The following is a 13,179-nucleotide window of genomic DNA, read 5'->3' as shown; positions in this document are numbered from 1 at the left end:
GAAGTTATATTTGGATAAGTAAAACTTATCAATTTTTAAGCATTTTGATGAAAAAGTTCCCCAAAGAAAGGGAGAATGATGTCGAATTACCTCTTTATTCCAAAATGAAATACAAAAAAACCGCGGTATTTTCCGCGGTTTTTTGATTAATTATTCAAGCAATTATGCGTTCGCTTCACGCTCAGCGATGAACTCAAGAGCCATCTTGATGCGTGCAACACAACGCTCTTTGCCAATCAGTTCCATTACTGCATCTACAGAAGGAGACTGACCGCCACCTGTTACTGCTACACGTAGTGGCATACCGATTTTGCCCATGCCGATCTCTAGCTCTTCACATACAGCTGCGATAACGCCATCTTTGATGTTCGCTGTCGTCCACTCAGTCAGTGCTTCTGCTTTCGCTAGAGCAAGCTCTAGAGGCTCTTTAGCCACGCCGCGTAGGTGTTTCTTCGCCGCGCCCGCTTCAAACTCAGCGAAGTCTTCGTAGAAGTAACGGATTTGCTCAGCTAGCTCAACTAGCGTGTTGCAACGCTCACCCACTAGCTTGATCACTTCAGTGATAGCTGGGCCGTTTGTTACGTCTAGTTTCTGTTGATCTAGGTGCCATTGTAGATGCTCTGCAACGTACGCTGGATCTGAGTTCTTGATGTAGTGGTTGTTCAACCATTGCAGTTTGTCAGTGTTGAATGCTGACGCAGACTTAGAAACTGCGTTTAGGCTAAATAGGTTGATCATCTCTTCTTGAGTGAAGATCTCTTGGTCACCATGAGACCAACCAAGACGCACTAGGTAGTTGTTTAGTGCAGCTGGTAGGTAGCCCATATCACGGTATTGCATTACTGATACGGCACCGTGACGCTTAGACAGTTTCGCACCGTCATCACCTAGGATCATTGCACAGTGTGCGAATGTTGGTACTGGCGCACCCAGAGCTTCGTAGATGTTGATCTGACGAGGCGTGTTGTTGATGTGGTCTTCACCACGAACAACGTGAGTAATACCCATATCCCAGTCGTCAACCACTACACAGAAGTTGTACGTTGGAGAACCGTCAGTACGACGGATGATCAAGTCATCCATTTGTGTGTTGCTGATTTCGATACGGCCACGGATTTGGTCATCAAATACTACGCTGCCTTCTTTCGGGTTACGGAAACGGATAACACATGGATCGCCATCTTTTGCCGCTTCGTTTGCCGCTTTGATCTTTGGATGGTTAGCATCGTAACGAGGCATTTCTTTATTTGCTTCTTGCTCTGCACGAACTTCGTCTAGCAGCTCTTTAGATGCGTAACATTTGTATGCTTTGTCTTCTTCTAGAAGCTTATCAACCATCTCGTTGTAACGATCAAAACGTTGAGTTTGGAAGTAAGGACCTTCATTCCACTCAAGACCTAGCCATTCCATACCTTCTAGGATCGCATCAACCGCTTCCTGAGAGTTACGCTCAAGGTCAGTATCTTCGATACGTAGAACGAATTCACCACCTTGGTTTTTAGCGTATAGCCAAGAGTAAAGTGCAGTACGAGCACCACCAACGTGTAGGTAGCCAGTTGGGCTAGGAGCAAAACGAGTTTTAACCGTCATTTGAGTTCCTTAGGGATAATGAGCAACGAGAGGGCTCTCGTTGTAATGTCAAGGATAAAAGTGGCGACATTTTACCATCGTAAGTCAATACTACAATCCTTCCGTGTGGTTTAACGCCAGAAATACAAACAGGGCAGTCACCGAAGCGGCGCTGCCCTGTTATTTATACTAGACGAAGGTTATCGCTAAAGAGCGGTTATAACTGTGCACAACCGCTATAGTAAGAGAAAGAGTATATGGAGGAAGATAACCGAATTACTTCAGGTTACGCATCGCCCACTGCATGAACTCTTGCTGCTCTTCACGGCTTAAATCATGGAACGATTCTTTCAACGTTTTGGTTACCGCTGGAGAAGCAGCGATACTTGCCTTGGTTGATTCCTTGTTCATAGCCTTGTTGTAATCGGCCACTTCACGCTCGTAATCGCGGAAACCTTGTAGGCCACCTTTGCGCAGTTGAACCATCGAGAACTCAACGTCTTTACCGTTTGCGTCTTTTAGCGTCAGTTTTGGGTCCATTTCAAAAGCATTTGCTTCTTCAATGGTACGGAACTTGTTGTAAGTCAGCGTTAGCTCCGCATCTTTCGGTGCATCAAACTCTAATAAAAGCGGCTGCGAATCGAACTTACGACGCTTGCCATCTTCAAACACTATTTGGCCCACATTCACAGCCAGTTGGTTTGCACCATCTTCAACTTTGATGCTGTTGTTGTCAGAGATCCACTCAGGGTAGACGAACTCACCGTTGATAACGCGAGGAACCAATTCCGCTTGCAGAGTCAGTTGAGCAGCAAATGCAGGCGCAGAAAGTAGTGCGCAAAATCCTAATAGTGTGGTTGTTTTTTTCATCATGGTTTTCTCGTCTTATACCAATTTAGATAAGCCACTGAAACTAACAGGCCGGTCATTTCAATGGCTTATGTGAATAAGTATCAATACAAAAAGGGCGTTTCCGCCCTTTTAGCTGCTTCTGGATTAGAAGTAGTATTCAACACCTACAGAGAACTCATCGTAGTCAGCAGACTTCCAACGGTATTCTGATGGGTCACCTACTTGAGATGCACCGTCACCAAAGTCTAGCGTACGAGCACGAGCGTAAAGTACTGCAGATGGGTCTACGAAGTACATGATCTGTGCAGATAGTACATCATCCGCTGTGTTGTCGATTGTCTTACCGTCACGTTCTAGGTCAAAGTTTGCTGCGTAACCTAGTTTGTACTGCCAATCGCCTGTTGTGTACATCAGACCCGCAGACATTGCATCTTGTTTCTCGCTTACACCGTTGCTTGCATCAGCTTCCATGTATTTGTATTGAGCGAAGAAAGAGATACCGTTTTCAAACCAACCTTGAACACCTACTAGGTACGTGTTGTTTTCCCAAGTTTGACCTTCAGATTCGATGTTACGGTTACCCTCGTAAGCAGCATCCAATTGTAGTGGACCTAACTTGTAGTGAGCCGCAATGCCGCCCCAGTAATCGTCACCAGCACCTAGACCAGCTTCGTCACCTGCACCCGCTGCGATATCTAGAGAGAATTTGTCAGCAAACATTGGAGAGTCCCAACGGACAGTGTTTGATTGACGGTCTTGGTACTTAGCACCACCGATTGCACCACCCCAGTCGTAAACATCGCCTAGACCTGGGTTAGATGCTGGCCAGTCAACCAACTCGTACATTGGAGTAAGTACGCGACCTAGACGAACTTGACCCCAAGAAGCGCTTTCAAAACCTACGAATGTGTCACGCTCACCAAGACCTGCACCTTCACCACCGAAGCTTGGGTCTACGTAGCCACCTTCGATTTGCCAAATGAATGTTGGTTCAAAGTTAGCGAATTGCTTTTTACCACGGAAGCCGATACGAGATTCGTTGTTTAGCTGCATGCCGCCCAAATCGTCGTCAGTTGCTTTGCTACCAGAATCGTAATCGCGGTACGCGGCCTGCATCGCGATAATGCCGTAAACTTCGTAAGAGAAAGAGTCTTTGGTTAGGTACTCTTTCGCTGCATCACTGTTTGCACCATCAGCAAAAGCTGAACCACTGAACATCATGCCTGTGATTGCAGTAGCAAGTAGGCTTTTCTTTAGGTAAGACATTTTTAACCCCTATATTTTTAGTTTTTTCCATTTTCAAATTCGCTAACTAGGACATTGCAGGAACTTGAATCTGTGTTTGGACGGAGCAAATATGACAAACTTTTTTCGCAGTAAAAAACTTTCCCCACGGCAATCTGAGCAACTTCAAAATGAGAAGATCAAAAACAATATAAAACCATCAAATACAGCAACTTAAGACATGGAATAAAAATATAAAAACGTCAAAACCATTCCAAGTCACGCCATTTTTATATAAAAAGCTCAAAAGTCGTGATCGAATTCACTCATGTTTTAGGTGTTTTAACGGAACTTTATATTCAGAGAGAAAAAACTTTGAGATAACTCGCAACAATAACTGCATAAAGTCAGCGCAATAACGGAGATTTTGACGAATTTGTTTCGCGTCGAAAAACTTGACCTTCCCCTTGCAGGAAGGTTTATGCTCTCCACATTAGTATTATTGAGGACAAATTATGTATCAGTTTGTTGTACCTATGTCGGGACTTAACTGCATGGGCTGTGCGAGAAAAGTTGAGAAAGCTTTACATGCCAATCACAGTGTTGAGATCATCAATTTGTCCCCGACCATGGTTGAAGTGAAAACCGAATCCCCTCTTTCTTCTATTGTTGAATCCATTGAGTCATTGGGTTATCAGGCCGGACATCAATATCAGTTCCACCTAGCAGGATTGAGCTGCGGCGGCTGCGTGAAGAAACTCTCTTCTTTATTAGAAGCGAATCAAGACGTCATTGCGTTTCAAGCATCGACAACCCAACTCGATATCACAACCCTACTATCAGAGCAGAAAGTGATCGATCTTGTGGCAACTCTTGGCTATACCGCTAGCCTTGATTCTATTGAAGTAGAAGAAGAAAGCTCACCAGAGATTGAACAGGTAGAAAAGCAGAGCAACATCAGAGATGCGCATGTACCACCAGCAAGCATTCAATTGCAAATGCTGATTCAAGGCATGACGTGTGCGAGTTGCGTCTCTTCAGTAGAGAAAGCACTTACTAACGTAGAAGGCATTGAGAAAGCTCAAGTAAACCTTGCTGAGCAAAGTGCATTGGTGTTCGCCACTCAAGATACAGAAGCCCTTCACCAAGCGATCGTTCAATCCGTAAAACAAGCCGGTTACCAAGCAGAGATCCTGCAAGACGCAGCAGCCCAACAAGAAAAACAAGCGGCTCAACAACTCGCCCAGCAAAAACGCTTCAAGCTGGATGCCATTGCTGGCTTAGTTGTCGGTGCGCCGCTGATGCTTTGGGGTGTATTTGGCGGCAACATGATGATTCGCAATGCCAATGATCAACTGGCTTGGGGAGCGATAGGCATTCTATGTCTTCTATTGCTTGCGACAGCGGGTAAGCACTTCTTTACTAACGCATGGTTAGCGGCCACTCACAAACGTGCAACTATGGACACTTTAGTGGCTTTAGGCACTGGTGCAGCATGGTTCTATTCGATGCTTGTGGTGATTTTTCCAGACTGGTTCCCTCTTGCTTCACGCCATGTGTACTTTGAAGCGAGCGCAATGATCATCGGCTTAATTTCTCTTGGTCACTATATAGAGGCAAAAGCCAAAGCAAACACCACACGCTCACTTCAGGCTCTGATTAACCTACAACCTCAGCAAGCGACTGTGATTACAGAACAAGGTGATCAACAAATTACGGTTGAGCAAATCACGTTAGGCATGAAACTGCGCATCAAACCGGGAGAGAAAGTGCCAGTTGATGGCGTTGTGATTCAGGGTGAATCGTACATTGATGAGTCGATGCTAACTGGTGAACCAGTACCAGTATTAAAGGCGCAAGATGCGCAAGTGTCTGCTGGTACATTAAATACCGATGGTGGATTAGTCATTGAAGCAACAGGCATCGGCGCGAACACTATGCTGGCTCGAATCATTCGCATGGTACGCACGGCGCAAAGCAGTAAGCCCGCCATAGCCAAATTAGCAGACCAAATTTCATCGGTGTTTGTCCCTGTTGTTGTGGGTATTGCCATCCTTGCCGCTTTGGTTTGGTTTGCGGTAGGTCCAGAACCTAAAGCCAGCTACATGCTTGTCGTAACGACCACTGTGCTGATCATCGCTTGCCCTTGTGCGTTGGGGTTAGCAACGCCACTGTCGGTCACCGTTGGTGTCGGTAAAGCCGCGGAGCTTGGCATTTTGATCAAAGACGCTGACGCACTACAATTGGCGAGCAAAGTCGACACAGTGGTATTCGATAAAACTGGCACGCTGACGCAAGGTAAACCGAGTGTGCAGCAAGTGTTTACTCACGCCACCAGCCAAGAGCACTTATTGGCTTTGGCTTACGCAGCTGAACGTCAATCTGAGCACCCGCTCGCTAAAGCCGTGTGCGATTATGCTAAGCACCACAATACCGACAGTGTTGAATTGGACTCATTCGAGAATATCCGTGGCCGTGGCATTACTGCGACTTACCAAGCACAACCACTATTCATTGGCTCATTGCAATTTATGCAAAACGAGCAGATTGATACCAGCCCAATGGAGCAAGCGATTGAAGATTGTGCAAACAACGCATGGACACCTGTGGCTGTGGCGCTTAACAATGAACTGATTGGTTTAATTGCCATCGCTGATCCGATTAAATCTGATGCCAAACAAGCGGTGTCTGCATTAAAATCGCAGGGCGTAAAAACCGTCATGCTCACAGGCGACAACCAACACGTTGCTAATGCGATCGGCAAAGAACTCGGCATTGATGAAGTCATTGCTCAGGTGATGCCCGATGAGAAAGCACAGCACATTAAACTGCTGCAATCTCAAGGCCGCACGGTTGCGATGATCGGTGATGGCATTAATGACGCACCAGCCCTTGCGTTGGCTGATCTTGGTGTCGCAATGGGAAGTGGCAGCGACGTGGCAATCGAAAGCTCACAAATGACCATTCTCAATACATCACCAATGGCGGTTGTACACGCAATTGAACTCTCTCGCGCTACACTTAAGAACATGAAACAAAACTTGTTCGGCGCCTTCATTTATAACTCGTTGGGTATTCCTATCGCCGCTGGCGTACTTTACCCCGCGTTCGGATTTTTGCTCAGTCCTGTTGTTGCTGGCGCAGCGATGGCACTGTCTTCAATCACGGTCGTCAGTAATGCAAATCGACTACGACTGTTTACCATTAAGTAAGCGACACTTCTTCTCGAGGATCTTATGAAGTTGAAACTATTAACCTTTACAATGCTTGCTGCCACATCAGCGAACGTATTAGCTGCTGATGTCATCAACCACAAATCACCATACTGTGGCTGTTGCGGTGAATGGACAAAACACATGGAAGAGAACGGCTTTACCGTGGAAGAAAAGCTGCATGATGACATGAATGCGATCAAAAGCGACTTAGGTCTGAAAAACGAACAGCTATACTCTTGCCACACCGCAGAGATCGATGGCTACGTGTTTGAAGGTCATATTCCTGCCGGCGATATTAAAGCGTTTTTGGAAAACCCACCTCGCAACGCAAAAGGCCTGACAGTACCGGGGATGCCAATGGGCTCACCGGGCATGGAGTACGGTGATAAGAAAGATAGCTACGCTGTTTACGCCTATAACGACAAAGGTCAGGTATACGAATACCGCTACCACAAAGGTAACGACCAATAAAAACAAAGCCCAGCGAGACAAACCGCTGGGCTTTTTCTTAATGGACAGTTAAAACAAACTTTTTAATTAGAAGCCGTAAGACGCGCCGAACACGAACGCATTGTTTACTAGGCTATCACCTGCTGCATTTTCTGCACCGTGAGCTTGGCTACGGAACTCAAAGTAAGGTTGTACACCTTGACGAGTCCATGTTGCGCGTAGCTCGTGGTCCATCGTTTCTGCTTCAATCATGTAAACGTTGTTGTAGCTGAAAGTCACATCTTCATTCATCGCGTAACCAATGCGGTTATCCATGCGGTAGTCTGTTTTCGCATCTGCGTCTGTTGCATCAATGTGTGCACGAGTACGGTTGCTTAGAGAGATACCGTTATCGAAGTTGTAGCCGATTTTAACTAAAGGACGGTATTGGATGCTCTCACCCGCAGAGAATAGGTGCTGGTAGCCCGCTGCGACCCATAGGTGATCAGTGATGTTGAATGCTTGCTCACCACCTACAGTGATAGCTGGAGTTGTGTTACCTGCGCCACCATTTTCTGTTTCTAGTTTGCCCAGTTGAATGCCGTCAAACTCGGTGTAAACCGTGAAGCCGCCGAATTGGTTATCAAAAGTGTGGCCAGCTTCTAGCGTTGATGTCATGTCCGAACCATGGATTCGGCCATCATCGTGGAATTGGATGTTACCCGTTACGTAAGATGAGCCTGCGAAAGCGCTTGATGCGAAAACAAGAGAAAGTGCACTTAGTGCAAAAACGTTTTTCATAATATTGCTGCCTTTATTTGTTCACGTTATGCGATGAGTTGTCCGGCTATCACTTGCCCTTCATCGCAAACATTGGGATGTGCCTCCCTGGCGACAGCAATACTGCGCAATTTAATTCGCATTGAAAAATAAATCGTTTAAAACAGTGATCCAATTCAAATCAACATTTCCAAAAACCAAAAAAATTTATTAAATACAGCATCTTGATATAAAACCTAAAAATTCACCAAAAAAATAAAGTGTGACATCAAACTTATTAACCTCTCCAATTAGACACAAAATAACTATCGAGATCACACAATGGTTCTCTTTCTAAATACCCAACTTAATTATCTTTGAAAAATAATTAGACATTGATCACGCTTATTTTCCGTAGAAAAATAAACAAAGCCCCCAACATACGTTGAGGGCTTTGAGTAAGGAACAATGATTTTAGTGAATGATTAGCAGAATTACTTCACGCTAGTCACACGGCTTGTTTTCTCGCCTGTCGCAGATACCGAGCGGATAAACACTTCACCTTTCACATTTGGACGAGCATTGTCTGCGTAAGTTAGCCAGTTTTTGCCGTCTAGAGAGTATTGAAGCTTCACACCAGGGAACTGAACGTTCATTGCTAGCTTGCCATCTTCTACTTTCGCACCTGGTACAGGTAGGCGGTAGTCGATGCCTGATTTCTCTAGCTTAGCCAGCTCACGTTGGCCAAGTACGTTCGCAAAGCGGTTGTAGTCTTGGTTTAGCGCAGCTTTGTCCACTAGGTTAGAGTTTTGCGAATATTCAACACCCACTTTGTAGTCGTTTTCCCAGTCTGCACGGTGCCATGCTCGCTCAGCCGCCGCTAGTACGCGAGGGAATACCATGTACTCGTATTGCTCATCGTTACGTACTGTCTCAGACCAAAGCTGTGCAGATAGACCGTAGAAAGGTTTCGCTTCGATTTCACCTTTACCAGTAAAGCCGTTGCCATCGCGATCTAGAGACGTTTCTGCGTTCTGAGGCATGTTCTCTGGTGCAAAGCCAAACATCTTACGAGTATCTGTTGCACGCGTTGCCCAGTAGTAACCACGCTCTTTCGGATCCACTTCGTATGGCATGTCCATGTAAACGTAGTCTGGGTTAGAAACGATCACGTCGTAACCTTTCTTAGACCACTCGTACACTGATGATGTGCCACCCCAGTAAAGAACGTCCCAGAAGTTAACACGTGTGTTTTCTGTTGCGAACGCTTTCTCACCTTCACTGTACTTAAGGCCATCTTGCCAAGCTTGGAAGTTTGGAATGCCTTTCTCGGCCACAATCTTCGACACTTCTTCTGCGAAGTGGCTTGGTAGATGAGCAAAGTCGCTTACCGTACCGTCTGCAATTAGCGTCTGACATTGTGGAGACTGTGCGAATGGCTTGTCTTGTTTAGACAGGTCAATCGTACCTTTCCAGCTTACTTTGTCTTCAGCGTTCACATCTTGGAAACCAGCGCCTAGCTTAATGTTCTTCGCTTCGTCACCACCAAAGTGCCATGTTGTTAGCGGTGCGCCCGCTTCTTGGTGCATTGCTGCGACTTCTGAAATCACTTTATCAACAAAGCGAGTTGAAGATTCCATACATGGGTTGATGAAGCTTTGCTTGTTGTAGAACTGAACCGTCGTTACATTCGATGTATCTTTAGGATCCATCAGGCGGTATTCGTTCGCTTCTGCTTCTTTACCTTCTTCCATTAGACGGTCGTAACGCGCTTCCATTGATACTACCGCTGCACGAGCGTGCGCTGGCATATCGATTTCTGGAATCACTTCAATGTTACGTGCTTTCGCGTATTTCAAGATTTCCACGTAATCTGCTTTGCTGAAGTAGCCAGAGCCAAAGTTGTCTGTCGTTGGACCAGAGCCAAGCTGAGGCAGTAAACAGCTTTTCTCTTGTGTATCGAAACAACGGTTAGCGCCCACTTCTGTCAGCTCAGGCAGACCCGGGATTTCTATACGCCAGCCCTCATCGTCCGTTAGGTGAAGGTGTAGTTTGTTCATCTTGTACGCTGCCATTTGGTCTAGCGTTGCAAGAATTGCGTCTTTAGAGTGGAAGTTACGAGCCACATCCACCATCACACCACGGTAATCAAAACGAGGCGCGTCTTTAATAGACAGTTGTGGTAGAGAATCAGCATTTTGGCTATCTACCAGGCCAAAGATAGATTGTACTGCGTAGAAAGCACCCGCTTGGTCAAACGCTTTAATCGCAATACCGTCGCCTTTGATGCTCATCTCGTAAGCACCAGATTTTGCTAATTCACCGGTGAAGTCTGCAGGAACAACAGTGATGCTTACAGGAAGATCACCACGAACATCCACACCTACCACTTCTGCACGATCTTGAATTGCTGCGTATTGAGTCGCATCGAATGCGTCTTTAGGCAGCGCAATACCCGCCGCGATATCTACTGTGCCTTTACCTGCTTCAACAGACATTGGCGTTGGTAGTAACGTGGTTGATACATCTTGTTTTGCTAGGTCTTCGTTCTTCTCGAAACGAGACACAGCGTTTGCAAATACGTTGTTGTCATCTGGCGTACGTTTTAGGTTGTTACCCTCAAGGCCAGTTACGAAAGATGCAACGTCTTCTGTGTTAAGAGAAGCGATCATCTTAGGCTCTGCATTTGGTGCAGCAACGAAAGCGCCTGGCATGAAGTCAGTTTCAAATAGCTGCCAGTATTCAGCAACAAGAGGAAGCACAACCTCTTCACCCGCAGCGAAACCATCAAACTTATCGGTCGGTTCTAGTTTGTGTAGGTCACCCGTTACGCGAGAAATTTTGAATTGCTCGTTGTCTACATCCAGAATCAGACGAATGCTGTGGAAGTAAATAGCCCAATCTTTAGAGTCAACCGCTTCACCTTGGTTAACTAGCGTCATGTTTACCTTGTTACAAGACGCCCACTCTGCGCCCATGTCTTGACATGCAAGACCTTCGTTAGCACCGTGGTTTGTTAGTACTTCATATTGAATATCAAGGTTGTCAGCCAATGAGTTTACAACTTGTTGCTCAGAGTTCTGCAGTGAAGAGCAGCCTGCCAATGTAGCAATAACAGAAGCAGCAATCAGACTATGTTTCAACATCTTACTTTCCCCAAAAAGTCAGTGGTTCAAAACGACATTTATCAAAAATGTTGAGCACCTAAATGCGAGGCGCTTAACAGTTGCATTCAACATACAAGCAGTTATTTCTAAGCGTAAAATTAATGGAACTAAGAAGTGATCCAGCTCAAATTCGGCTAGACACTGAAAAATATAAACACATTAATTTCAATGAGTTAGTTAAAACGTCAAAAACGAACAACTTTTTTTGACGAGTTTGTTGCGATCACTGTCACGAATATTGGTGGGTTTAAGCTGGTTTTATAGGATTTTGATCACTATTGGTTATTAAGCGAACCGTTAACAACAAACTCAATTGAAACACTTTCGTGAATTAACTCTCATTTCTTCACCGTCAAAACTCGTCAATATTTTTAGAAATGACGATTTTGCCGAACCGTGTTATAGATAAGATGCATATTGAATTCGAGGAGCAAAATATGTTTCGACTCTTGTCCGTGATGTCATCTCTGATCGTCTTTTTTACTTCTTATTCAGTTCAAGCCGAGCCACAGCATTGGCTCGCAAAGAAAGGCGATATGGAATACATGATTATTGGTTCCGTTCATGTGGGTGACAAAACCATGTACCCGTTACCCAAAGCTGTCACTCAGTTCCTCAAAAACAGCGATGGCTTAATCATCGAAGCCGACGTTCGAAATACAGAAGGCGTGACGTACCCAAAAACCTCACTGCTTGCCAAAGATGTTTTAGATAGAACGCAGCGTAAGCATCTTGCGGAGATTGCGAATGACCTAGGTCTACAAGAAGCACAGCTGCTCAATGCGCCGCCATGGTCAGCGGCTTTAACCATTCAATTGATGTTAGTGAACAAGCTAGGTTATGCATCCGACCAAGGCGTTGACATGCACTTGATTAATCTGGCCGACAAACAAAAAGTGCCTGTATTGCCATTGGAAAGTGTGCAATTTCAGTTGGATTTAATCGCAGGACAAAAAGATGGCGGTAAAGAGTTTCTGCTCTCTTCTATTGAAGAATATGACGGTGGCGACAAACTGGTACAGTGCTTAATCGACAGCTGGAAGAGCGGTGACGGCAGCACATTAGAAGAAGCATCCATGAGTGAACAATCAAGTGATGAGTTTAATCAAGCTTTCTTGTACGACCGTAACCGAGATTGGGCTGAAAAATTAGATTCTGGCAGCGTGCTACCGAAGAAGTCAGGCCAATACACAATTGTTGTCGGCAGCTTGCATTTAGTCGGCAAAGACAACCTCATTGATCTGCTCGAAGAACGCGGCTTTACTGTTGAGCCTCTCGGCAATACACACAAAGCCGACTGCGATATCTAATCATCACTACCACATACCCTGCCGACATCTGTGCCCTGACTACCGGGGCACTTACATCCTCTTACACCGCCCCCTCACGGTTAAGTCTACACTTACGCTTCGCTGACAAATCCAGCAATCTATCCGATACTATCGATTCATTCTGTAGACAATCTCAAATCTGATAAAAGCCTTTATGAAGTTCAAAACCACATTATTATGCCTAGCCAGTGCACTCCTTTTACCTTCGTTAGCGAATGCTAAACCTTCTTGCACAATTGAAAGCTTCGAGCCTATCGATATTGCCCCAGAAACTAAAGGCGGCGTATTCGACAAAGAAAGCGGCCAGTTTCTAGTTACCCAAAAGCCAATGATGCGATGTGCGAACATCACTTTTACAACGGCTCACACTCGTAACCGTGTTGCTCATCTGTTGACCCAAAACTTTGAAGCCGGCTACTTTGATGGCAAAACGGGACAATCCCACTCGGTGACTTTTGACGAAGATGAATTAGAAGCAGGCTATATCCGTATCGGCCCAAACAATCCGCAAACCGCTTACGTGTGTTTCACAACATCCGAAACACCGATTAAAGACATTAGTTGTGATGTGAAGTAACGGGATTCGGGATTCGGGATTCGGGATTCGGGATTCGGGATTCGGGATTCGGGATT

General features: G+C 45.5%; 9 protein-coding genes. 4 read left to right on the top strand and 5 right to left on the bottom strand.

Annotated features, from left to right (window positions below; genetic code table 11):
• Positions 1 to 162 precede the first annotated feature (162 nt).
• The 3 genes from gltX to chiP all read right to left on the bottom strand — a co-directional run bounded on the left by gltX (position 163) and on the right by chiP (position 3,687).
• On the bottom strand, positions 163 to 1,590 hold the full coding sequence (gene gltX, locus GXP65_RS22330) for a glutamate--tRNA ligase (protein ID WP_020196224.1): 1,428 nt from the start codon (positions 1,588 to 1,590) through the stop codon (positions 163 to 165).
• Positions 1,591 to 1,845: 255 nt separating this feature from the next.
• Positions 1,846 to 2,442: a DUF2057 domain-containing protein gene (locus GXP65_RS22325; RefSeq protein ID WP_005425603.1), complete on the bottom strand. Its 597-nt coding sequence runs from the start codon at positions 2,440 to 2,442 to the stop codon at positions 1,846 to 1,848.
• 123 nt (positions 2,443 to 2,565) lie between these two features.
• Positions 2,566 to 3,687, bottom strand: a complete 1,122-nt coding sequence (gene chiP, locus GXP65_RS22320) for a chitoporin (protein ID WP_005425622.1) — start codon at positions 3,685 to 3,687, stop codon at positions 2,566 to 2,568.
• A 473-nt stretch (positions 3,688 to 4,160) separates the two neighbouring features.
• Here chiP and GXP65_RS22315 point away from each other — a divergent pair, with 473 nt between their 5' ends.
• The gene (locus tag GXP65_RS22315; RefSeq protein ID WP_162093769.1) at positions 4,161 to 6,857 is read left to right on the top strand and encodes a heavy metal translocating P-type ATPase; all 2,697 of its coding nucleotides are present in this window, start codon (positions 4,161 to 4,163) and stop codon (positions 6,855 to 6,857) included.
• Between the two features lie 24 nt (positions 6,858 to 6,881).
• A complete protein-coding gene (locus GXP65_RS22310) occupies positions 6,882 to 7,331 on the top strand; it encodes a DUF411 domain-containing protein (RefSeq protein WP_162093768.1) in 450 nt (149 codons plus the stop codon).
• 66 nt (positions 7,332 to 7,397) lie between these two features.
• On the opposite strand, the gene GXP65_RS22305 is transcribed toward GXP65_RS22310, so the two are convergent.
• Both GXP65_RS22305 and GXP65_RS22300 read right to left on the bottom strand, forming a co-directional pair.
• Positions 7,398 to 8,090 carry an oligogalacturonate-specific porin KdgM family protein gene (locus tag GXP65_RS22305; RefSeq protein WP_005425607.1) on the bottom strand — a complete coding sequence of 231 codons (693 nt, stop codon included), beginning with the start codon at positions 8,088 to 8,090 and terminating at the stop codon, positions 7,398 to 7,400.
• Between the two features lie 452 nt (positions 8,091 to 8,542).
• The gene (locus GXP65_RS22300; protein WP_162093767.1) at positions 8,543 to 11,194 is read right to left on the bottom strand and encodes a beta-N-acetylhexosaminidase; all 2,652 of its coding nucleotides are present in this window, start codon (positions 11,192 to 11,194) and stop codon (positions 8,543 to 8,545) included.
• A 458-nt stretch (positions 11,195 to 11,652) separates the two neighbouring features.
• On the opposite strand from GXP65_RS22300, the gene GXP65_RS22295 reads away from it, so the two are divergent.
• Both GXP65_RS22295 and GXP65_RS22290 read left to right on the top strand, forming a co-directional pair.
• The gene (locus tag GXP65_RS22295) at positions 11,653 to 12,525 is read left to right on the top strand and encodes a TraB/GumN family protein (protein ID WP_045417853.1); all 873 of its coding nucleotides are present in this window, start codon (positions 11,653 to 11,655) and stop codon (positions 12,523 to 12,525) included.
• A 175-nt stretch (positions 12,526 to 12,700) separates the two neighbouring features.
• Positions 12,701 to 13,123 (top strand): hypothetical protein, encoded by a 423-nt coding sequence (locus GXP65_RS22290; RefSeq protein WP_162093766.1) that lies wholly within the window; start codon positions 12,701 to 12,703, stop codon positions 13,121 to 13,123.
• Positions 13,124 to 13,179 lie beyond the last annotated feature (56 nt).

It is taken from the genome of Vibrio sp. LB10LO1 (assembly GCF_010092875.1).
GTDB lineage: Bacteria > Pseudomonadota > Gammaproteobacteria > Enterobacterales > Vibrionaceae > Vibrio > Vibrio campbellii.
Note: the sequence above shows the minus strand (reverse complement) of the source record. Positions and strands in the feature narration are given on the sequence as shown.

Bases quoted from the DNA above. Each gene is read 5' to 3' on its own strand.
- gltX (WP_020196224.1), bottom strand. From the start codon at position 1,590: ATGACGGTTAAAACTCGTTTTGCTCCTAGCCCAACTGGCTACCTACAC.
- GXP65_RS22325 (WP_005425603.1), bottom strand. From the start codon at position 2,442: ATGATGAAAAAAACAACCACACTATTAGGATTTTGCGCACTACTTTCT.
- chiP (WP_005425622.1), bottom strand. From the start codon at position 3,687: ATGTCTTACCTAAAGAAAAGCCTACTTGCTACTGCAATCACAGGCATG.
- GXP65_RS22315 (WP_162093769.1), top strand. From the start codon at position 4,161: ATGTATCAGTTTGTTGTACCTATGTCGGGACTTAACTGCATGGGCTGT.
- GXP65_RS22310 (WP_162093768.1), top strand. From the start codon at position 6,882: ATGAAGTTGAAACTATTAACCTTTACAATGCTTGCTGCCACATCAGCG.
- GXP65_RS22305 (WP_005425607.1), bottom strand. From the start codon at position 8,090: ATGAAAAACGTTTTTGCACTAAGTGCACTTTCTCTTGTTTTCGCATCA.
- GXP65_RS22300 (WP_162093767.1), bottom strand. From the start codon at position 11,194: ATGTTGAAACATAGTCTGATTGCTGCTTCTGTTATTGCTACATTGGCA.
- GXP65_RS22295 (WP_045417853.1), top strand. From the start codon at position 11,653: ATGTTTCGACTCTTGTCCGTGATGTCATCTCTGATCGTCTTTTTTACT.
- GXP65_RS22290 (WP_162093766.1), top strand. From the start codon at position 12,701: ATGAAGTTCAAAACCACATTATTATGCCTAGCCAGTGCACTCCTTTTA.